The sequence below is a fragment of the Kluyvera sp. CHPC 1.2972 genome (assembly GCF_036759925.1).
GTDB lineage: Bacteria > Pseudomonadota > Gammaproteobacteria > Enterobacterales > Enterobacteriaceae > Kluyvera.
On the sequence record NZ_JAPKIB010000028.1, the window covers coordinates 1 to 21,673 of the forward strand.

Genomic DNA, 21,673 nt, shown 5'->3' on the forward strand with positions numbered 1-21,673 from the left:
ATCTGGTTTTGCGAATACTGATATTGATGATACTAACGGCCCACCGGCCTGTTGATGTTACCAACGGTGCAAAACTGATCCACCCCAGCGGTTGAAAATTGATCCAGGGGTTAATCTGCTCCTCTGAATACAGGGGAGCTTATGATCACTTTTGAGATTCGTATGGAAATTAAAGTCCTGCACAAGCGGGGAATGAGTATCCGGGCCATCGCCAGGGAACTGGGTATTTCGCGCAATACTGTCCGCAGCCACCTGAAAGCCAAATCTGAAAAGCCGCAGTATTCACCACGCCCGGCATCATCATCACTGCTTGATGAATATCGCGATTATATCTGTAAGCGGATCAGCGATGCGCATCCCTACAAAATCCCGGCTACCGTTATTGCCAGGGAAATCATGGAACTGGGCTATCGCGGGGGGCTGACTATCCTGAGGGAGTTCATCCGTTCGCAGACACTCCCCGTACAGGCAGAGCCGGTCGTTCGCTTCGAAACCGAGCCCGGGCGGCAGATGCAGGTTGACTGGGGAACCATGCGAAACGGCAAGTCACCCCTGCATGTGTTCGTTGCTGTTCTGGGGTACAGCAGAATGCTTTACATCGAGTTCACCGACAACATGCGCTACGACACGCTGGAAGCCTGTCACCGCAATGCGTTCAGCTTCTTCGGCGGTGTACCGCGGGAAGTTCTGTACGACAATATGAAAACGGTGGTGCTCCAGCGAGATGCTTACCAGACCGGACAGCACCGCTTCCATCCTTCCCTGTGGCAGTTCGGCAAAGAGATGGGCTTCTCTCCCCGGCTGTGTCGCCCCTTCAGGGCACAGACTAAAGGCAAGGTGGAGCGTATGGTGCAGTACACCCGCAACAGCTTCTACATCCCGTTAATGACGCGCCTGCGCCCGATGGGGATCACCGTCGATGTTGAAACCGCAAACCGTTACGGCCTGCGCTGGTTGTACGATGTGGCCAATCAACGGAAGCATGAAACTATCCAGACCCGCCCCTGTGATCGCTGGGTGGAGGAACAGCAATCCATGCTGGCACTGCCACCGGAGAAAAAACAGTATGACGTGCAGGTCGACGAAAGCCTGGTGACCTTCGACAGGCAGCCGTTGCATCATCCGCTGTCCATCTATGACACGTTCTGCAGAGGAGCTGCATGATGGTCGAACTGCAACATCAACGGCTGATGGTGCTTGCCGAACAACTCCAACTGGACAGCCTTATCGGCGCGGCGCCAGCACTGTCGCAACAGGCAGTGGATCAGGAATGGAGCTACATGGACTTCCTGGAGCACCTGCTACATGAGGAGAAACTGGCCCGGCATCAGCGTAAACAGGCGATGTACACGCGGATGGCAGCCTTCCCGGCGGTGAAGACGTTCGAGGAATACGACTTCACCTTCGCCACCGGCGCACCGCAGAAGCAAATCCAGTCGCTGCGCTCCCTGAGCTTCATCGAACGTAACGAAAACATCGTGTTACTGGGCCCCTCGGGCGTGGGAAAAACACATCTGGCGATAGCCATGGGTTACGAAGCAGTACGGGCCGGCATCAAGGTTCGCTTCACAACAGCAGCGGACCTGCTGTTACAGCTGTCAACTTCCCAGCGTCAGGGGCGTTACAAAACGACACTCAATCGCGGAGTCATGGCCCCGAAGCTGCTCATCATCGACGAAATAGGCTATCTGCCGTTCAGTCAGGAGGAAGCCAAGCTGTTCTTCCAGGTCATCGCCAAACGTTACGAGAAGAGTGCGATGATCCTGACTTCTAACCTGCCGTTCGGGCAGTGGGACCAGACGTTCGCCGGGGATGCAGCCCTGACATCGGCGATGCTGGACCGGATCTTACATCACTCACACGTAGTCCAGATAAAAGGAGAGAGCTATCGGCTGAAGCAAAAACGAAAGGCCGGGGTTATAGCGGAAGCTAATCCTGAGTAAACAAGGTGGATCAATATTAGACCGTTGGTGGTGACGGTAAGTGGATCACTTTTTACCCGTTGTTGACAGTTGAGGAACCTGTAAAACGGAAAGGCTCATTGAAGCCGTATATTTTCTGGAGGTTCATCAGGCGCGGAACTCATCGAGGCGCGGGAATAAAATCCCATTCAGACGCCGGATAGATTCAAGCAAGCCAATTTATCGTCAAAATCGGTGTTGCAAAAACGGGAGTGACCATAGATTCCGTTTTCCAAGCGGACCCCAGGATGCTAATGCGGTGACGATTGCTGACTATGTTGACGACGTTCGATCCTGGGTAGACGTGCTTAGACGTCACATGAATACTCCTCGAATTTGGATTTTAGGACACAGCGAAGGGGGCGTAGTCGCACTTGCCTCGGCTCAAGAAGAGGATGTGTGCGGCGTAGTTCTCATCGCAACGCCCGGGAGGCCGATGGGCAAGGTGTTGAAGGGGCAACTTAACGCTAATCCGGAAAACGAAATGCTATTAAGGCAGGCACTACCGATAATTGATGCTCTGGAGCACCGGCGGCGAGTCGATATTACGAATATGCACCCAGCACTGCAAAGTCTCTTTAATCCTGCTATTCAGGGGGTTTTGATCAATGCATTTTCATATAATCCTGGTCATCTCATTTCGAGTATTTCCAAACCCGTTTTAGTGCTACAAGGGCAACGCGATCTCCAGGTGGAAGAAACAGATGCAAGACTGCTTAAGGCCGCGAATCCTCAAGTGTCCCTGGTTATACTGCCCGATATGAACCATGTAATGAAAGAGGTGACTTCGGACGATCACAAGGCTAATATCGCGTCATACGCTGAGCCCGCGCTCCCCTTAGCTCCCGGTTTAATCGACTCGATTGAGCTTTTCCTGATCCACAACTCACCTTTTCCCGAAAAGTAACAGCAGCTCTGCTCTCAGTGTCCTGCCAAAAAACGATTTACTTTTAAAGAGTTCAGCATGCTTTAAAGCATTCGTCAGCTCCTCGCTCAAAGCTGCGATCTGATATTTCGCAGTACAGATTGTGCATCATCAGTGGAAAAATCTACGAAGGACAGAATCACTTCAAAGTCCGAACAGGACAAAAATTAATCTTACCCCTACATTTAGTGGTGGCTATGTGAAAGTTATTCATCTATTTTGCTTTTATCAGCGAGCAGATCGGAGTCACTCTTTGTGGATAATTCCATACTCCAGAAATCCATCATTATCATTATTCTCGTCCTGTGGGTAATTGATGAATTCAGGACAAAGAAACAAAAATACTCTGATCCCGCGATTGAAGAAGCTGATTCCAGAGAACACCATGAATGGCGCTATCTCAGATGGGGATTCCGGGCAATAAAAGTGGCAGCGACAGCATATATCTTAGTTCAGCTAATTCAGTTATTAATGAGATAGATACCACAGGCCTAGACAGAGACACCGGATTGTCCGAGCCTGTGGTTGTGCTTCAGCGGTAGCAGTTGAGAATGTCCCCATTGTGCCAAAAGCAGCAGTAACCTACGGATAAAATTCAGCGTCTCACACCCAGTGCCGCTGCATAACGGCAATAAGCTACACTTGTTCATTATTTCCAAAACAGGAAAGCCTTCCGCTGCTTCAACGGTATGTGTTTGACATCGCGCAGTTGGGGCATTTTGATCAACAACGAGCATGGCCCGCTACGATGAAATTGATACTTGTTCGACACGCAGAAACAGAGTGGAATTTGGAAGGAATTATTCAGGGGCACAGCGATAGTTCCTTGACCTGTCTGGGCTTGCGTGAAACATCCGCCCTACTGGCAGCGTTTAGTGCAGGTGAGTATCAAATAGAGCGTGTTTACGCTTCTCCGCTTGGACGTGCCTGGCAAATGGGGCAAAGCCTGGCTGAACACTTTCGCTGTTTACTGACGGCTGAACCGGCCCTTAAAGAGCAGGCCTTTGGTCAGTTTGAAGGTATGCCGTTAGAACTCCTCAGGCAAAAACATCCGAACGATGCAAATGCGTTATTCAGGCTTGATGCAGAGTATTGTCCACCCGGGGGGGAGTCACTGGCGCATGCTTCTCAGCGAATTATGCGTTTTTTACAAAACCTGGAAGATACCTCATCACATCAACAAACAATATGTATTGTGTCTCACGGGCATGTCAGTCAGGGCACTCTGGCAATTCTTAAAGAAGGGACTGTCAATAGTTTCCCTCGCTATGCTCACCCCAATGCAAGTTATTCTGTTATCGACCTGATTAATGGAAAATGTATCGGCCTAAAGTGGGGGATTGCTACACATTTACGTCACCTGAATTAGTGGCCACCTTTCAATCATTGAAAACCCATCCTGCCAGAGTCATCATTATTTAAGCATCATGAAGTGGTCAACAAAAACTGGCCACCGCTTTAGAGTTTTTCCAGTATCGACTTTCCGATTCGTTTGGTGGTAATCCACCGTTATAGTCATGCGGCCTTAGCGAGCTGTAATACCCGACGATATAGTCTTTGATCGTAAGCGTGCAGCGAGAACCGTATTGACGGGGATGTGTTATTCAGTTGGCAGTGCTACGCGCCAGGGGAGTAGTTCGCTGACCCGGTTTATCGGCCAGTCAGCTATAACATCAAGCACATGGCGAAGGTAGCTTTCTGGCTCCACTCCGTTCAGTTTGCATGCCCCGATCAGGCTGTACAGCAGCGCTCCCCGCTCTCCTCCATGATCCGAACCGAAGAACAGGTAGTTTTTGCGGCCCAGGCTGACCATCCGTAGCGCATTCTCAGCTATGTTGTTATCTGCCTCGGCCCAGCCGTCGTCAGTATAGTAAGCCAGCGCCGGCCACTGGTTCAGTACGTACGTGAACGCTTTCGCCAGTTCTGAGTGTCGCGACAGCGTTTTCACCTTTTCACGCAGCCAGCTTTCCAGGGATTTCAGCCGCGGTTTAGCTTTTTGCTGACGTTCTGCAAGGCGTCGCTTCGCCGGCATCCCCCTTATTTCCGCCTCGATGGCATATAACTCACCGATCCGTTTCAGGGCTTCCTCCGTCAGCGCTGACGGGGTGCGAACGTGCACATCGTGGATCTTGCGGCGGGCATGAGCCCAGCAGGCAGCTTCCGTTATCTGTCCATTGCGGTACAGTTCGTTGAACCCGGCGTACGCATCCGCCTGCAGAACACCGCTGAAGCCAGCGAGATGGCTCTGCGGGTGGATACCTTTTCTGTCCGGGCTGTAAGCGAACCACACTGCCGGCGCCAGCTCTGACCCGGCGTTACGGTCGTCACGAACGTACGTCCACAACCGCCCGGTCTTCGTTTTCTTATTACCTGGCAACAGCACCGGGACAGGCGTGTCATCAGCATGGAGCTTACCGTCAGTCAGCACATAGTCCTGAAGCGCCCCTTCCAGCGGTGACAGTAGCCGGCAACACGCATCCACCCAGCCCGACAGCAGTGAGCGGCTCAGCTCCACACCCTGGCGGCCGTATATTTCAGACTGGCGGTACAGCGGGGTGTGCTCTGCATACTTTGAACTCAGCACGCGGGCCAGCAGCCCCGGTCCTGCGATACCCCGCTCGATGGGCCGTGAAGGCGCGGGGGCCTGCACGATGGCATCACACTGAGTACAGGCATGCTTTTCACGTACTGTCCGGATAACCCGGAAGGCGCTGCGCATCAGCTCCAGCTGTTCGGCGGCATCTTCACCCAGGTAACTCAGCGCACCACCACATTCCGGGCAGCATGACGCTGCCGGCAGCAGCCGTTTTTCGTCACGGGGAAGTGATTCAGGGAACGGTTTGCGGGTACAGGTCTGTCGCAGCGGGCGCTGCACGGCCGGGTCATCCACCCGGCCGGTAAGGGTATCGCTTTCTTTCTGCAACTGCTTAAGGTCGGCTTCCATCTTCGCGATACGGCGGGAGACTTTTTCGGAGCGGCTGCCGAAGTTCATCCGGCGCAGCTTATCCAGTTGCGCCTGCAGGTGATCTATTTCGCGTTCACGCTCGTTCAGCTTTTCCAGAAGGGCACGGTTCAGCGCCTCCTGTTCGGCAAGGAGACGTTTCAGTTCATCGATATCGTCAGGAAGTAAGCTGTTCATACCGGGTATATTACCAGGCTCATTCAGCGTCGACCAGGATAAAGAGGCCTACAACATAGTCAGTGACGTAAGCAGTCTTTTAGGCTGCCGCCAGTCGATACCTTCAAGGAGCATCGCCAGCTGTGCCGGTGTGAGGAACACTTTGCCATCCCGGGCTGACGGCCAGGCGAAGCGGCCGCGCTCCAGCCGTTTGGTCAGCAGACACAGTCCATCGCCGGTAGACCAGAGGAGCTTTACCTGACTGCCATTACGCCCACGGAAGATAAAAACGTGACCTGACATCGGATCGTCTTTCAGCGTCGTCTGCACCTTTGCCGCCAGGCCGTTGAAGCCGTTTCTCATATCGGTGATGCCAGCGACCAGCCAGATCTTTGTCCCTGATGGTAATGGGATCAACGTTTGAGCTCCCGTATCAGCAGGTTCAGGATATTTTCGCTGATGGCACCATTCAGACGGAGTGATCCGTGCCGGAACGTCACTTCACAGCTGATATTGAGTGATTCAGGTGCCGCAGCAGCTACAGGTTGTGACCGGGGGGAGGTTGCAGGGACAACATCTTCGGCATCAAGTGTTATCGGGAGCAGCTCAGGCACGTTGTTTTCTGTTGTTGAAGGAGGACGTAGTTTTCCTTCGCGCCAGTACTGGCGCCACTTGAACAGCAAATTATCGTTGATCCCATGCTCACGAGCGAGTTGCGCTACGGAGATCTCTGGTCGATGCGAGAGTTCAACCATTTTGATTTTGAACTCAACGGGATAATTAGGGCTTTTTTTACGCACTGCGGTTAATGATTTCATGGATAGCGTCCACCATATTTGGTGTCCATTATCCTCTCAGGAATTTCAGGATCTGCCAGACGGTGCTGAGACGACGCTTACAGTGCTGCGTCTGGCGACCTCGATAAAGCAGGGAACCGTGACAGCATCCCTGATGCTGAAAAAGCTAGCCAGCTACCCCAAGCAAAACGGACTTGCCAAAGCACTGAGAGAAATTGGCCGCATTGAGCGAACGCTGTTTATGCTCGACTGGTTCCGCGATCCTGCACTGCGTCGGCGGGTACAGGCGGGGCTGAATAAGGGTGAGGCACGTAACGCACTGGCGCGGGCGGTATTTATGCACCGGCTGGGAGAAATCAGGGACAGGAAGCCGGAAAATCAGAGCTATCGCGCCAGTGGACTGACGCTGCTGACGGCTGCGATCTCGCTGTGGAATACTATGTATATGGAAAGGGCGATCGATGCCCTGAAGCGTAAGGGACTAAAGATCAACGAACAACTGCTGTCGCATTTGTCTCCACTAGGCTGGGAGCATATCAATCTGACAGGCGATTACATCTGGAAAAGCAACCGGATACCGGCTTCCGGTAGGTTTCGTCGGCTGAGGCCCGCTAAAGTAGAAAGGTCAAAAAACAACCTTAACGAATGGAAGGGACTTCCCCTGATTATGCGCCTGATTAACTCTTGTGCAATCATGGGGTAAACACAACCCCGGAGGGATTCGTTATGACCATTACTACTGTCGGTATCGATCTTGCTAAAAATGTGTTCGCTGTTCATTGCGTTGACCAGAATGGCAAAACCGTTCTGGTTAAATCCAGAGTAACCCGCGCAGCTCTTCCCGGGCTGATTGCTGGTTTGCCGCCCTGTGTTATCGGGATGGAGGCGTGCTCCGGGGCTCATTACTGGGCAAGACTGTTTCGGCAGTATGGTCATGAGCCGCGTCTGATGGCCGCTAAATTTGTATCGCCTTACCGCATGGCTGGTAAATCAGGGAAAAATGATGCAGCTGATGCTCAGGCTATCTGCGAGGCGGTTCGTCGCCCACATATGCGGTTTGTGCCGGTTAAGGATGAGAGCCAGCAGGCAATGCAGTGTCTGCATCGTACCCGACAGGGTTTTATCGAAGAGAAAACAGCAACATATAATCGTCTCCGGGGGTTGATATCTGAATTCGGCGTTATCGCCCCACAAAGTACAGATGCCCTGCGCCACATAGTTTTTGAGCAGAAGAATTCTTTACCACTTCAGGTTCAGCAATGTGTTGATGATTTGCTGGAGCACGTTGCTCGCATTGAAGATAACATCGCTGAATATGACCGAATTTTGTCCCGCATGGCCAAAACAGATCATCGCAGTCAGCGGCTGATGGAATTGAAGGGCGTTGGCCCCACAACGGCCTGTGCGCTGGTCGCCAGTATCGGTAATGCACATGATTTTAAGAATGGGCGCCAGCTGGCAGCCTGGCTGGGACTGACACCATCGCAGTACAGCAGCGGCGGAAAGTCGAAGCTTGGCAGGATAACGAAAGCTGGCGATTCGTATCTGAGAACACTTCTGGTTCAGGGTGCCCGCTCGGTACTGATCGGGGCGGAGAAAAGGACTGATTTATTCAGTCGTTGGGTCTGCTCACTGGTCGAACGCAGAGGATACTGGCGCGCTGTTGTTGCCATCGCTGCCAAAAATGCAAGACTGTGCTGGGCATCATTGCATTACGGTGATGATTTCAGGTTGTACTCAGCCAGCTAAAGTACAAAGCTGTATGACCATCTGTTCTGCAACTCGTTGATGATAAAGGGTTAGACCCCGTGAGGTATATCTGCTTATTGTACAGGGCAAGTGTACCCGACTAACGAACTAGAGCCTCACGAGCGTCTTTCATCAGGGTCCGAATCGATGACGATTCATCATGACCGTTTATAGTACCGCAGTCTCTCCCCTTTATTTTTTTACTATAGTGCAGACAGAAACCGTAAACACCGGCGTTGACATGCCGGGGAAGCCCTTATAGTACAATAATTCTCTATATCCAAACTGACCCCAAGAAGGACACCTTCAGCGCGGCCGTGGTCGGTTCGCCGGTAAAGTAGGCTTTACCCTCGCTCTCATTCCACTTGTTCTTCACAGGGTCGTAGCCGCGGTTAAGCACGCTGATGCCGCCGTCGCTGCGCTTGCCGTAGGTGGCGGTAACCTGCTCCAGGCCGCGTTCAAAGCGGTTTTCCAGGCGAGCGACTTCGTACCATTTGCCAAGATAGCGGCTGGCGTCAAAACCGGAAATGGGCTGCACGCCCTTCGGTGGGGTAGGGGATTTACAGGCTACCAGCGTCAGGGCAATGGCAACACCGGTCACAACAGGCCATAGCTTCATGAGAATTCCTTTCATTTGCACGGTTGGAAATTAAGTGTAGTGCACCGCGGCGGCGCTTCATCCCATCCGCGAAAATTCGTAGTATATTGAGAGTATTCCTCAACTCTGGACACGGACATGGCTTACTCCATCGGCGAATTCGCCAGACTCAGCGGGATCACCGCCACCACGCTGCGGGCCTGGCAGCGGCGCTACGGCTTACTCAAGCCTCAGCGCACGGAGGGCGGCCACCGCCAGTACAGCGATGAGGACGTCCAGCAGGCGCTAAAAATCCTCGACTGGGTAAAAAAAGGCGTCCCGATTGGCCAGGTCAAACCGCTGCTGGAGCGCCCTACGTCGCGCCTGACCAACAACTGGCTCACGCTGCAGCAGAGCATGTTACAGCGCCTGCAGGACGGCAAAATCGAGTCCCTGCGTCAGATGATTTACGACGCAGGACGCGAGTACCCAAGACCAGAACTGGTCGCGAACGTGCTGCGTCCGCTGCGCAGTCAGGTGTCGGCAAACGTCGCCGCCGCCATGACCCTGCGGGAGATCCTCGACGGCATCATCATCGCCTACACCTCGTTTTGCTTGGAAGGCGATAAAAAAGCGCCGGGCGACAACATCCTGCTCAGCGGCTGGAACCTGAATGACCCGTGCGAAGTCTGGCTCGAAGCCTTAACCCGCACCGGGCAAGGCCACCGTATCGATATTTTACCCACGCCGCCCGCCACGCTGGCCCCGGAGATTTTCCCGGACCGCCACTGGCTTCTGGTCACGCGCGGTAAACTCACCGCCGCGCGCAAAAAGCAGATCGAGCAGTGGCAGCAGCAGGTATCGCTTGAAGTGATTATCCTCTAATCATTTTCTCCTGCGGGAATCTTCACGAAAAGTTGAATATTTTCCCGCGCCACAAATGCTAACGTTTTCCTGTGACCGACAACCCCACAGGAAAACACAATGAAAAAAACTGCCTCTCTGCTGATGCTGACCACCCTGGCCTTTGCCCCTGCCGCCTTTAGCGCCCCTGCCGGCACGCTGAGCGTACACATTCTTGACCAGCAAACCGGGATGCCGCCATCGGACGTTACCGTCACGCTGGAAAAACAGCAGCAGGACAAATGGACCCCAATTGCCAGCGGCAAAACTGACCATGACGGCCGCATCAAATCGCTTTATCCGGAGGATCAGGATATGCAGCCCGGCGTCTATAAAGTGGCCTTTAAAACCGCAGATTACTTCCACGGGAAGAAGCTGGACTCCTTCTTCCCGGAGATCCCGATGCTGTTCACCGTAACCCGGACCAACGAAAAGCTGCACATCCCTCTCCTGCTGAGCCAATACGGTTATTCAACTTACAAGGGCAGTTAAGAAACGTTGATTTTAAAGGCAAATAAAAAATAATTCCGCTAATACTTGGACAAATTAGTCATGTTGTGTAAGTTTTAAAGAGAAGAACGGGAGGACCACACCATGACAACAAAACCTGTGCTCGGTATTAGCGGATGTTTGACCGGGTCTGCCGTTCGCTTCGACGGCGGACACAAGCGTATGGGCTTTGTCATGGATGAACTGGCCCAGTGGGTGAGTTTCAGGCCCGTCTGCCCGGAAATGGCGATTGGCCTGCCGACGCCACGCCCGGCCATACGCCTGACGCTGACGGACAGCGGCGAAACGCAGCTCCGCTTCAGCAAGCCGCCCCATGATGATATAACGCAGAAAATGGCCGACTTTACGGCGGACTATCTGCCAAAAATCGGCGATCTGTCGGGATTTATCGTCTGCGCGAAATCGCCAAGCTGCGGCATGGAACGCGTGCGGCTATATGATGAAAACGGCAACCGGGGCCGCAAGGAGGGTGTCGGGCTGTTCACCGCCGCCCTGCTTGAAACCTACCCGTGGCTGCCCGTGGAGGAAGACGGTCGGCTGCACGACCCGGTGCTGCGGGAAAACTTTATCGAGCGGGTATTTGCCCTGCACGAGCTGAACACGCTGCGCGCTAAAGGCCTGACGCGCCGCGCGCTGCTGGATTTCCACAGCCGCTATAAATTGCAGCTTCTGGCGCACCATCAGGCGGGCTACCGCGAGATTGGCCCGTTCGTTGCGTCGCTGCATGAATGGGAAGATCTGGACGCGTTCTTCGTGGCGTACCGCGAAAAGCTGATGACCATCCTGAAAAAGCCCGCCTCGCGGAAAAACCATACCAACGTGCTAATGCATATCCAGGGCTATTTCCGTAACCAGCTGAACAGCCGCCAGCGCGTCGAGCTGCGCGATGTGATCCTGCACTATCGCGACGGGCTGCTACCCATCCTCGCGCCGTTGACGCTACTGAAACACTACATGGCCGAATACCCTGACCGGTATCTGATGACGCAAAACTACTTTGATCCCTATCCTGATGATTTGGGTCTGCGTCTGGCAGTAACCTGACGATAAAAATGCGAAGGCCCGTTTGACCCACAGAGGCCCAAAGCAGTACCCCGTTTAGACGACACCCTCACTGTCGTCTCTTTTTTGCATTCCACACAAAAGACTGTAATTATGTACAGGATTGTAACGCAAAAAGGGACTGCCTGTGATCACCACCCTGCACATTCAAAACTACCGCTCGATTCGCGAAATGTCGCTGGAGCTGGAACAGCTCAACATCGTCTTTGGCCCAAACGGCACCGGAAAATCCAATATCTACAAGGCGATCCACCTGATGCACAGCGCCGCACAGGGGCAGTTTTCGCAGGCACTGGCGAACGAGGGTGGGATTTTAAAAGTGTTCTGGGCAGGCAAAACCCGCAGCGACCAGCTGCGGCGGATGAATTTGGCCGTTGAAACCGAAACCTACGAATACGAGCTGCAGGTAGGCTTTGTCGAAAAACTGCCTTACCCCTCACAGTTTCAACTCGATCCGGTGATCAAAGAAGAGTCCATCTGGCTGAGTGGTCAATACCGCCGCCCGTCGTCACAGCTGATGAAGCGTAAAAATCAGGCCGTATTTCTGAACAACGTGCATCACGAGAAAGTCACCCACAGCGGCACGCTGTATGAGAACGAATCGGTGTTCGGCCAGCTTGGCGAGCCGCATCTTTACCCGGAAGTGTCGCAGATGCGCGAGTCGCTGCGTAACTGGCGCTTTTATCAGGAGTTTTCTGTATCAATCGGCTCGGCCATGCGCGCGCCTCAGGTCGGTTTCCGCTCCCCAGTGCTGGCCAGCGACGGCGCAAACCTGGCGGCGGCGTTTCAGACCATCGTGGAAATTGGCGACGAGCTGCTGCTGATGCGCATCCTCGACCAGGCCTTCCCCGGCTGCGTGTTTTACAGCGACAACACCGGCGGACGCTTCCGGATGATGATGCAGCGTGAAGGGCTAAGCAGACCGCTGGAGCCGGCGGAATTCTCCGACGGCACTCTGCGTTTTCTGTGCCTGGCGGTGGCGCTATTAAGCCCGCGTCCACCGGCCTTTATCGCCCTCAACGAACCGGAAAACAGCCTGCATCCGCAGATGCTGCCCGCGCTGGCGAGCTTAATCGCCGAGGCCAGCCGCTACTCGCAAATTTGGCTGACCAGCCACTCGCCGGAACTGGCGAATTTAATTGAGAAACAGAGATCGTTTTCGCTGTATCAGCTGTCGATGGTGGAAGGAGAAACGAAGGTGGAGAGGCTGGGGTAGTCTCCCAGAGGGCACTGTTGCAAAGTTAGCGATGAGGCAGCCTTTTGTCTTATTCAAAGGCCTTACATTTCAAAAACTCTGCTTACCAGGCGCATTTCGCCCAGGGGATCACCATAATAAAATGCTGAGGCCTGGCCTTTGCGTAGTGCACGCATCACCTCAATACCTTTGATGGTGGCGTAAGCCGTCTTCATGGATTTAAATCCCAGCGTGGCGCCGATTATCCGTTTCAGTTTGCCATGATCGCATTCAATCACGTTGTTCCGGTACTTAATCTGTCGGTGTTCAACGTCAGACGGGCACCGGCCTTCGCGTTTGAGCAGAGCAAGCGCGCGACCATAGGCGGGCGCTTTATCCGTGTTGATGAATCGCGGGATCTGCCACTTCTTCACGTTGTTGAGGATTTTACCCAGAAACCGGTATGCAGCTTTGCTGTTACGACGGGAGGAGAGATAAAAATCGACAGTGCGGCCCCGGCTGTCGACGGCCCGGTACAGATACGCCCAGCGGCCATTGACCTTCACGTAGGTTTCATCCATGTGCCACGGGCAAAGATCGGAAGGGTTACGCCAGTACCAGCGCAGCCGTTTTTCCATTTCAGGCGCATAACGCTGAACCCAGCGGTAAATCGTGGAGTGATCGACATTCACTCCGCGTTCAGCCAGCATCTCCTGCAGCTCACGGTAACTGATGCCGTATTTGCAGTACCAGCGTACGGCCCACAGAATGATGTCACGCTGAAAATGCCGGCCTTTGAATGGGTTCATGTGCAGCTCCATCAGCAAAAGGGGATGATAAGTTTATCACCACCGACTATTTGCAACAGTGCCACCCGGCCTACAGAAACGTAGGCCCGTGCAAGCGCAGCGCCGCCGGGCATTAAGGGCTACAGGGAGGAATTATGCCGGTTCCGGCAGTCTGAAGCTGGCGATGCTCTGGGTCAGGTGTTTCGCCTGCTCTTCCAGCGAGGCGGCCGCGGCCGCGGACTCCTGCACCAGGGCGGCGTTTTGCTGGGTGACGCCGTCCATCTCGGTTACCGCCTGGCCGACCTGGCCGATGCCACGGCTCTGCTCTTCCGACGCCACCGAGATCTGCTCCATAAGCGCGTTCACCTTATTGACCGAATTGATAATGGCATGGATCACCTCCCCCGAGCGATTCACCAGCTGAGAACCGTTTTTCACGCTGGAGACCGACTGGGCGATCAGGTTTTCGATATCCTTCGCCGCCACGGCGCTCTTCTGCGCCAGGGTACGGACTTCCGTTGCCACCACCGCAAATCCCCGTCCCTGGGTGCCGGCGCGGGCGGCTTCAACCGCGGCGTTCAACGCCAGAATATTGGTCTGGAAGGCGATGCTGTTAATCACGCTGGTAATATCTTCGATACGCTGGGAGTTAGCGGCGATGGTGTTCATGGTCTCGATCACCTCGCGGGTCACGGCCTCCCCCGTGCGGGCGTTATTCACCGCATCCTGCACCAGCTTCCCGGCCTGATACACATTGTCGGTATTATTGGCGACGGTAGCGCTCAGCTGCTCCATGCTGGCGGCGGTTTCCGTCAGGGCTGACGCCTGCTGCTCGGTACGCGAGGCCAGATCGATGTTGCCGGAGGCAATTTCCTGCGAAGCGTAATTGACGGTACGGCAGGCTTCACGCACCTGAGAGATAGTCTCCAGCAGGGCCAGACGCATCTGCTCCATCGAGCCCATCAGCAGATCGATTTCGTTGTTCGAGCCCGCTTTTTGCGGCACCGCTTCCGTCAGCTGACCGGCAGCGATCTGGCTGCAGTGCGCCCGCGCCAGGTTAATCGGGGCAAAGACAAACCGCTTCATCAGTACGCTCACGCCGATAATCACCACCACAAACAGCGCAGCAAAGGCGGCAATAATGGTTAAGCCAGAGGCAAAGTGGGATCGCGCATCGTCATTCAGCTGTTTCGCGTATTTCTGGTGCACGGAGAGCACCTGGTCGAGGACGATTTCGTACTGGCGGTCGAGACGGGAGATCTGCGGGATCAGGGCATCAAATTTTGCCGCGTCATGCGCCGAGGCCGCATCAATCAGCGGTGCCAGTCCCTGATTACGGTAGGCAAGCCAGGCGTCGTCGTAATTTTTCACTAACGGAGCTTCATCCGCCAGACGCGGCGCGGCATTAAAGGCGGCAAACGCGCCATCGGCCTTGGTCAGCGCCAGCTTTACCGAGTCCAGCTTCTCCGCAAGACCGGCGGTATCTCCGCTCTCCGCCTGCTTCATGTACTCCATGACCCGCACGCGCAGGGTACGGCTGTGGTTAATGGGATCGATAATGGATAACACCACCTGGATCTCTTTATTCACGTTATCCAGTGAATCATTGCTTTTAATGGCCAGCCAGACATTGGTTGCGGCACTGGCAACAAAGAAAAACAGCAAAGCGAGCAGAATGGCAAGGGACGACTTTTTCAACGACATAACTACCTCAGATATAAAACGGTCTAAAGTGTTATCGGCATCCGCCCCTTAATATTGAATTAAAGTTATTTATTTAGGGAAGGTGCGAATAAGCAGGTCATTTCTTCCCAAGCTGACTCGCTGATTAAAATTTCGCGGATCTGGGCCGATTTTTTTTCCGCAAACACATCGAATCAGCCTATTTAAGCTATTTTTTCCACCATTTCTGGCGTTATTTCCGGTTTTTACTGAGATCTCTCCCACTGACGTATCATTTGGTCCACCCGAAACAGGTTGGCCAGGGTGAATAACATCGCCAGTTGGTTATCGTTTTTCAGCAGCCCCTTGTATCTGGCTTTCACGAAGCCGAACTACCGCTTGATGATGCGAAACGGGTGCTCCACCTTGGCACGGATGCTGGCTTTCATGTATTCGATGTTGATGGCCGTTTTGTTCTTGCGCGGATGCTGCTTCAAGGTTTTTACCTTGCCGGGACGCTCGGCGATCAGCCAGTCCACATCCACCTCGGCCAGCTCCTCGCGCTGTGGCGCTCCTTGGTAGCCGGCATCGGCTGAGACAAATTGCTCCTCTCCATGAAGCAGATTACCCAGCTGATTGAGGTCATGCTCGTTGGCCGCGGTGGTGACTAGGCTGTGGGTCAGGCCACTCTTGGCATCGACACCAATGTGGGCCTTCATGCCAAAGTGCCACTGATTGCCTTTCTTGGTCTGATGCATCTCCGGATCGCGTTGCTGCTCTTTGTTCTTGGTAGAGCTGGGTGCCTCAATGATGGTGGCATCCACCAAAGTGCCTTGGGTCATAATGACGCCTGCTTCGGCCAGCCAGCGATTGATGGTCTTGAACAATTGACGGGCCAGTTGATGCTGCTCGAGCAGGTGGCGGAAATTCATGATGGTGGTGCGATCCGGCAGGGCGCTATCCAGGGATAATCGGGCAAACAGGCGCATGGAGGCGATTTCGTACAGGGCATCTTCCATGGCACCGTCGCTCAGGTTGTACCAATGCTGCATGCAGTGAATACGCAGCATGGTCTCCAGCGGATAGGGCCGTCGGCCATTGCCCGCCTTGGGATAAAACGGCTCGATGACAGCGGTCATATTCTGCCATGGCAGAATCTGCTCCATGCGGGAGAGGAAAATCTCTTTTCGGGTCTGACGGCGCTTAGTGCTGAATTCACTATCGGCGAAGGTGAGTTGATGGCTCATGATGTCCCTCTGGGATGCGCTCCGGATGAATATGATGATCTCATATCAGGAACTTGTTCGCACCTTCCCTAAGGTAAGAATATCAAACGGATGTAACATCGATAAAAACTCCATACTTACTTTCGTATACGTCAATTCATCAGGTTAACGTTCCGCCTCTAATGCGCTCATGCAGCTTGTACAGGCATCACTCCTTTTTGCACATGACTCATTAAAGGCAGAACAATGCCGCCATGAACAGCAGCATCAAAGGTGGCTGGCAAAGTAAAATATAAAGGGGCAAATGCCCCTTAGGATTTATTTCAGTCGTTTACCTGCATCATCAACGACTTTTTCACCATCTTCTTTGGTGAACGCGTGTTTCTGTGCATCCGGAAGAATATCCAGCACCACTTCTGAAGGACGACACAGCCGGGTCCCCAGTGGCGTCACCACGATCGGGCGGTTAATCAGGATAGGATGCTGTAACATAAAGTCGATTAACTGATCATCAGTAAAACGGTCTTCCGCCAGCCCTAACGCTTCAAAAGGTTCGACATTCTTACGCAGTAGCGCTCGTACTGTGATCCCCATATCCGCAATAAGTTTAACCAGTTCATCGCGTGATGGTGGTGTCTCAAGATAATGAATAACGGTCGGCTCTGTACCGCTGTTACGGATCATCTCAAGCGTGTTGCGAGAGGTGCCGCAGGCTGGGTTGTGATAAATGGTAATGTTGCTCATATCAGTATCTCATTACAAAGTGAAAGAGAGACGTAGCGCCAGCGCGGCCAGCGTTACAAACAGCACAGGCAGAGTCATGATAATCCCGGTGCGGAAATAGTATCCCCAGGTGATTGTCATGTTCTTCTGTGAAAGTACATGCAGCCAGAGTAGCGTTGCCAGGCTACCAATAGGCGTAATTTTAGGTCCCAGATCGCAACCGATGACATTGGCATAAATCATTGCTTCTTTGATGACACCCGATGCGGTGCTGCCATCGATCGACAATGCGCCAATCAATACAGTAGGCATGTTGTTCATGATGGATGACAGGAATGCTGTCAGGAATCCCGTGCCAAATGTGGCAGCCCAAAGTCCTTTGTCTGCAAATAAATTCAATACGCCAGAGAGGTATTCTGTCAGCCCGGCATTACGCAACCCATAAACAACCAGATACATTCCCAGTGAGAAAATCACAATCTGCCACGGTGCACCACGCAGGACTTTACCGGTGTTAATGGCATGACCTTTTTTAGCCACGAAAAAGAGGATAGCAGCACCCACAGCCGCAATAGCGCTGACAGGAATACCCAGCGGCTCAAGCACAAAAAAACCTACCAGCAGAAGGATTAATACAATCCAGCCAGTTCTGAACGTCGCCGGGTCTTTGATAGCAAGAGCCGGTTCTTTCAGTCGGTTCAGATCATAGGTCGGTGGGATATCTTTGCGGAAAAACAGATGCAGCATCACCAGCGTGGCAATAATGGCGGCAATATCCACAGGCACCATCACGGAGGCATATTCCGTGAATCCCAGATGGAAGAAGTCAGCAGAAACAATATTGACCAGGTTCGACACAATCAGCGGCAGGCTGGCGGTATCGGCAATAAACCCTGCAGCCATTACAAATGCCAGCGTAGCGCTTTTACTGAATCCCAGAGCCAGCAACATGGCAATAACGATCGGCGTCAGGATGAGAGCTGCACCATCATTGGCAAATAGCGCTGCTACCGCAGCACCGAGCAGAACGATATAAGTAAACAGCAGGCGACCCCGGCCATTTCCCCAGCGGGAAACATGCAATGCTGCCCATTCAAAAAAGCCAGACTCATCCAGCAGCAAACTGATGATAATCACGGCAATAAAGGTTGCTGTGGCGTTCCAGACGATATTCCATACCACCAGAATGTCGGTAATGTGTACTACACCAGATATGAGTGCCAGTATTGCGCCAAATATGGCGCTCCAGCCAATCCCTAACCCCTTCGGCTGCCAGATAACCAACACGATGGTCAGGATGAAAATTGCTCCTGCCAGTAACATAAAACCTCCTGACAGGGCAGCATGACTGCCCTGTATATAGTAAAAATTAACCTGCGAGCTGTTTGAGTTTGTCTATACCGGTTGGCTCTGCCGCAAGAACAGGAACCAGTGCAACACGGGTAGCATGCTGGTTCTTTACAGCCTCGATTTGAGGCAGTTCCTGCTGCGAGCGCTGACGAAGCAGCGGTGAACGGGTTTCAGCGATGGAAAGACTGTTATTGATAATCCAGCCCCATGGATGAATCCCGGCACGTTCAAGATCGGCTTGTAAATTTGCAGCCTCAAGAACGGGGGTCGTTTCCGGCAGAGTGATCAGTAATACTTTTGTTCTTTCCGGATCCTGAAGCTGCATCATTGGCGTAGAGAAATGGCCTTTATCTCCCATTTTCTTTGCTATCTCCCGGTGGTATGCCCCGGTAGCATCAAGCAGCAACAATGTATGTCCTGTCGGTGCCGTATCCATGACGACAAACCGTTTACCCGCTTCACGGATCACCCGTGAGAAGGCCTGGAACACAGCAATCTCTTCGGTACACGGAGAGCGTAAATCCTCTTCCAGCAGATGTTTCCCTGCTTCATCCAGGTCACGTCCTTTCGTTTCAAGGACATGCTGGCGATAACGTTCTGTTTCATCATGAGGGTCGATTCTGCTGACCTGCAGGTTATTGAGGCTTCCATTGAGGGTTGTGCTCAGGTGTGCAGCAGGATCTGACGTCGTGAGATGCACATCAAATCCCATTTCGGCCAGTCTGACTGCAATGGCCGCAGCCATGGTTGTTTTACCCACGCCACCTTTACCCATCAGCATAATCAGGCCGTGTTCATTAAGGGCAATCTCATCAACCAGAGCAGACAACGACGATATCGCTGGTTTTTGCAGGGCGGACACTTCAGCAAATGAAGCCGTCTCAGGTTGGGAGGTGAGAAGTCCCCTTAAAGCAGACACACCGACCATATTCACTGGTTGAAGGAATAATGTGTCAGTAGGGAGAGCGTCCAGACCAGCGGGAAGACTTGCCAGCGCCTCCTGCTCCCGGCCCCATATTGCAGCCGCCAGAGTATCGTTGACTGCTTCTGTCTCAGGTAACACGCCGTTGATGACCAGATACTGATTTTTGAGACCTATCGCCGCAAGCTCATCATGAGTACGGGCGACTTCCTGAAGCGTTGATTTTTGCAGTCGAGCCACTAAAACCAGCCTCGTACGATCCGGATCAGACAATGCCTGGACGGCGTGTGAATACTGCTCACGCTGTTTCTCCAGCCCTGCCATCGGGCCAAGACAGGAAGCACCATCAGGATTGCTCTCAATGAAGCTACTCCACGCACCGGGCAACTGGAGAAGACGAATAGTGTGACCGGTTGGCGCGGTATCAAAGATAATATGGTCAAAGCGGGTCAATAATGATGCGTCAGTCAACAGACCGGTAAATTCATCAAAAGCTGCAATTTCGGTGGTACATGCACCAGAGAGCTGTTCGTTAATACTGTTAACGACATCATCCGGCAGAATGCCTTTGATAGGATCAACGATTCTGGCCCGATATTCCTTGGCGGCGGCCTGAGGATCAATTTCCAGCGCTGAAAGACCCGGTACAGAGGCCACCGGCAGAATGGTATTGCCAATAGTCTGGCTGAACACCTGGCCTACGTTTGAAGCCGGATCGGTGCTGACAAGCAAAACCCGCTTGCCTTGTTCCGCCAGGCTGATAGCGGTGGCACAGGAAATAGAGGTTTTACCGACGCCCCCTTTACCGGTAAAAAACAGGTAAGGTGGGATATTCTGTAAGAATTTCATATGTCCTCCTGACATTTCAGCAACAAGAAGTATTACCACCGCAGCAGCTTTTAGATGCTAATCCTACTTTCTCCAGCGGTATTCCGAACCAGCGGGCCAGCTCTGCACGTTTCGGATAACGCCCCGCCATCACCATTTCTCCATCCAGCAACAACAATGGAAGCCCTTCAGCCCCGGATGCCTCAAGGAATGCTTTGGCTTTTTCGTTCTGTACAAAGCTCATGGGTTGCTGTGCCAGGTTATAACGATCAACCTGAATTCCACGCTGTTTTAGCCACTGCACATCCGCAGAAAAATCAACCAGAACCTGATCGATATCTGTACCGCAGACACCGGTACTGCAACACATAGCCGGGTCAAACACCGTTAACGTTTTCATCACGAACACCTCACATTTGAAAAATCATATATGTTCAGGAAAATTTTTTAGATACAAACAGCTTTGCCGCTACCAGAGCAGTTAGCTGATGCCAGCTTACGGGCGATGGCCTGTACGTCGTCCTGTTGGCTTAACCAGGCCTGCTCAATAACCTGAGCAGCCCATGAAGGAATATGCGGAGATAAGCGGTAGTGAACCCATTTCCCATTCTTGCGATCCAGCAACAATCCGCTTTCACGTAGCATCGCCAGATGACGGGAGATCTTAGGCTGCGACTGCTCTAGCGCCGTGCAGAGATCACATACGCATAGCTCTCCCATCTCTTTGAGCATTAACACGATGCCTAGACGGGTTTCATCTGACAGATTTTTGAAGAGTTGTAGTGTTGAAAATGGTGACATTAGGATCTCCTGCGTTGAATAAATAGTATCGCGCTTCTAAACCAGGAAGTCAAAAACACATATGTTATATCGAATTTGTTTGATGTTAACACTTCTTCAATGGTTAATGACAGGAACAACAGAACCGGGGAAATGCGGACAAAAATTTCATCTTTGTTAGAAAAAGTAGAAGTAGAAGTAGAAGTTTAACGACAGGGTACTGATAAGTAAGGCAGCACCACACAATGTACAATAAACCACCATAGATTCGTTTTACAGGCGTACCCCATCTTTAACCCATCCGGCTTGCCGTTACCCGATGATACACCGGAAAGTCCCCCCAAAATGCTTGAACTCCGCGAACTGGTCAGGTGGTGTGACGGAATGGTCTGGAGTTCTCCGGAAAGGCATGGTGCCATGAGCTCGATGATGAAGGGCGCATGAAACCGTCAGCCTGGTACGACAGGATTGTCGACGTTAGCCGTCTATCACATGGACCACTCTGAATCGGCATGAGTGCAACGACATAAGCCTGCTTAAAAAACAGGCTTAACGTGGGATATTTAATGAGATGGTCACTCCCTCCTTCCCGGTACTATGCTGAGGACAGGCTTTCAT

General features: G+C 52.8%; 20 protein-coding genes and 5 pseudogenes. 12 read left to right on the plus strand and 13 right to left on the minus strand.

Features of this window, described 5'->3' with window-relative positions; genetic code table 11:
* The first annotated feature begins 141 nt into the window (after positions 1-141).
* The 5 genes from istA to V6944_RS22640 all read left to right on the plus strand — a co-directional run bounded on the left by istA (position 142) and on the right by V6944_RS22640 (position 4,255).
* Positions 142-1,164 (plus strand): IS21 family transposase, encoded by a 1,023-nt coding sequence (gene istA, locus V6944_RS22620; protein ID WP_225710466.1) that lies wholly within the window; start codon positions 142-144, stop codon positions 1,162-1,164.
* Positions 1,161-1,943, plus strand: a complete 783-nt coding sequence (istB, locus tag V6944_RS22625; protein WP_001531258.1) for an IS21-like element ISSen3 family helper ATPase IstB — start codon at positions 1,161-1,163, stop codon at positions 1,941-1,943. The genes istA and istB overlap by 4 nt, the downstream gene beginning before the upstream one ends.
* A 277-nt stretch (positions 1,944-2,220) precedes the next feature.
* Entirely contained in the window at positions 2,221-2,868 is a 648-nt protein-coding gene (locus V6944_RS22630) for an alpha/beta hydrolase (RefSeq protein ID WP_333500602.1), read from the plus strand.
* A gap of 273 nt (positions 2,869-3,141) precedes the next feature.
* Positions 3,142-3,366: a hypothetical protein gene (locus V6944_RS22635; protein WP_123652878.1), complete on the plus strand. Its 225-nt coding sequence runs from the start codon at positions 3,142-3,144 to the stop codon at positions 3,364-3,366.
* A 268-nt stretch (positions 3,367-3,634) separates the two neighbouring features.
* Entirely contained in the window at positions 3,635-4,255 is a 621-nt protein-coding gene (locus tag V6944_RS22640) for a histidine phosphatase family protein (protein WP_333500603.1), read from the plus strand.
* Positions 4,256-4,322: 67 nt separating this feature from the next.
* Here the strand turns inward: V6944_RS22640 and V6944_RS22645 are convergent.
* From V6944_RS22645 to tnpA, 4 genes and pseudogenes are all read right to left on the minus strand, one after another.
* Positions 4,323-4,448, minus strand: a pseudogene (locus V6944_RS22645) (IS3 family transposase); the annotation flags it as partial.
* Between the two features lie 38 nt (positions 4,449-4,486).
* The gene (locus V6944_RS22650) at positions 4,487-6,025 is read right to left on the minus strand and encodes an IS66-like element ISKpn24 family transposase (protein WP_333500604.1); all 1,539 of its coding nucleotides are present in this window, start codon (positions 6,023-6,025) and stop codon (positions 4,487-4,489) included.
* A 48-nt stretch (positions 6,026-6,073) separates the two neighbouring features.
* Positions 6,074-6,421, minus strand: coding sequence for an IS66 family insertion sequence element accessory protein TnpB (gene tnpB / locus V6944_RS22655; RefSeq protein ID WP_000612626.1), 348 nt, complete (start codon positions 6,419-6,421; stop codon positions 6,074-6,076).
* Positions 6,418-6,822: an IS66-like element accessory protein TnpA gene (tnpA, locus tag V6944_RS22660; protein WP_003031976.1), complete on the minus strand. Its 405-nt coding sequence runs from the start codon at positions 6,820-6,822 to the stop codon at positions 6,418-6,420. Before tnpA ends, tnpB begins: the two co-directional genes overlap by 4 nt.
* Positions 6,823-6,904: 82 nt before the next feature.
* Here tnpA and V6944_RS22665 point away from each other — a divergent pair.
* Positions 6,905-7,443: pseudogene (locus tag V6944_RS22665) on the plus strand (Tn3 family transposase); the annotation flags it as partial.
* A gap of 84 nt (positions 7,444-7,527) precedes the next feature.
* On the plus strand, positions 7,528-8,550 hold the full coding sequence (locus V6944_RS22670) for an IS110 family transposase (protein WP_001567660.1): 1,023 nt from the start codon (positions 7,528-7,530) through the stop codon (positions 8,548-8,550).
* A gap of 289 nt (positions 8,551-8,839) precedes the next feature.
* Here V6944_RS22670 and V6944_RS22675 read toward each other — a convergent pair.
* A pseudogene (locus V6944_RS22675) lies at positions 8,840-9,169 on the minus strand (lipocalin family protein); the annotation flags it as partial.
* Between the two features lie 117 nt (positions 9,170-9,286).
* Between V6944_RS22675 and V6944_RS22680 the strand changes: the two are divergent.
* The 4 genes from V6944_RS22680 to V6944_RS22695 all read left to right on the plus strand — a co-directional run bounded on the left by V6944_RS22680 (position 9,287) and on the right by V6944_RS22695 (position 12,818).
* Positions 9,287-10,012 carry a MerR family transcriptional regulator gene (locus tag V6944_RS22680; RefSeq protein ID WP_000331736.1) on the plus strand — a complete coding sequence of 242 codons (726 nt, stop codon included), beginning with the start codon at positions 9,287-9,289 and terminating at the stop codon, positions 10,010-10,012.
* Between the two features lie 99 nt (positions 10,013-10,111).
* The gene (uraH, locus tag V6944_RS22685) at positions 10,112-10,522 is read left to right on the plus strand and encodes a hydroxyisourate hydrolase (RefSeq protein WP_333500605.1); all 411 of its coding nucleotides are present in this window, start codon (positions 10,112-10,114) and stop codon (positions 10,520-10,522) included.
* 102 nt (positions 10,523-10,624) lie between these two features.
* Positions 10,625-11,584 carry a YbgA family protein gene (locus V6944_RS22690; RefSeq protein WP_000208728.1) on the plus strand — a complete coding sequence of 320 codons (960 nt, stop codon included), beginning with the start codon at positions 10,625-10,627 and terminating at the stop codon, positions 11,582-11,584.
* A gap of 145 nt (positions 11,585-11,729) precedes the next feature.
* A complete protein-coding gene (locus tag V6944_RS22695) occupies positions 11,730-12,818 on the plus strand; it encodes an AAA family ATPase (RefSeq protein ID WP_000633445.1) in 1,089 nt (362 codons plus the stop codon).
* A gap of 62 nt (positions 12,819-12,880) precedes the next feature.
* On the opposite strand, the gene V6944_RS22700 is transcribed toward V6944_RS22695, so the two are convergent.
* The 8 genes and pseudogenes from V6944_RS22700 to arsR form a co-directional block, all read right to left on the minus strand.
* Positions 12,881-13,585, minus strand: coding sequence for an IS6-like element IS26 family transposase (locus tag V6944_RS22700; RefSeq protein WP_001067855.1), 705 nt, complete (start codon positions 13,583-13,585; stop codon positions 12,881-12,883).
* Between the two features lie 132 nt (positions 13,586-13,717).
* Positions 13,718-15,268, minus strand: coding sequence for a methyl-accepting chemotaxis protein (locus V6944_RS22705; RefSeq protein ID WP_049041500.1), 1,551 nt, complete (start codon positions 15,266-15,268; stop codon positions 13,718-13,720).
* A gap of 224 nt (positions 15,269-15,492) precedes the next feature.
* Positions 15,493-16,473 (minus strand): annotated as a pseudogene (locus V6944_RS22710) (IS5-like element ISKpn26 family transposase).
* A gap of 297 nt (positions 16,474-16,770) precedes the next feature.
* Positions 16,771-17,196, minus strand: a complete 426-nt coding sequence (arsC, locus tag V6944_RS22715) for a glutaredoxin-dependent arsenate reductase (protein ID WP_031591991.1) — start codon at positions 17,194-17,196, stop codon at positions 16,771-16,773.
* 12 nt (positions 17,197-17,208) lie between these two features.
* Positions 17,209-18,498, minus strand: coding sequence for an arsenic transporter (locus tag V6944_RS22720; RefSeq protein WP_031591992.1), 1,290 nt, complete (start codon positions 18,496-18,498; stop codon positions 17,209-17,211).
* A 46-nt stretch (positions 18,499-18,544) separates the two neighbouring features.
* A complete protein-coding gene (gene arsA / locus V6944_RS22725; protein ID WP_333500606.1) occupies positions 18,545-20,296 on the minus strand; it encodes an arsenical pump-driving ATPase in 1,752 nt (583 codons plus the stop codon).
* A 16-nt stretch (positions 20,297-20,312) separates the two neighbouring features.
* Complete coding sequence (gene arsD / locus V6944_RS22730) at positions 20,313-20,675, minus strand: arsenite efflux transporter metallochaperone ArsD (RefSeq protein WP_031591995.1); 363 nt, start codon at positions 20,673-20,675, stop codon at positions 20,313-20,315.
* Between the two features lie 47 nt (positions 20,676-20,722).
* Positions 20,723-21,076, minus strand: a complete 354-nt coding sequence (gene arsR / locus V6944_RS22735; protein ID WP_031591996.1) for an As(III)-sensing metalloregulatory transcriptional repressor ArsR — start codon at positions 21,074-21,076, stop codon at positions 20,723-20,725.
* 270 nt (positions 21,077-21,346) lie between these two features.
* On the opposite strand from arsR, the pseudogene V6944_RS22740 reads away from it, so the two are divergent.
* Positions 21,347-21,490, plus strand: a pseudogene (locus V6944_RS22740) (NADPH-dependent FMN reductase); the annotation flags it as partial.
* Positions 21,491-21,673: the final 183 nt, after the last annotated feature.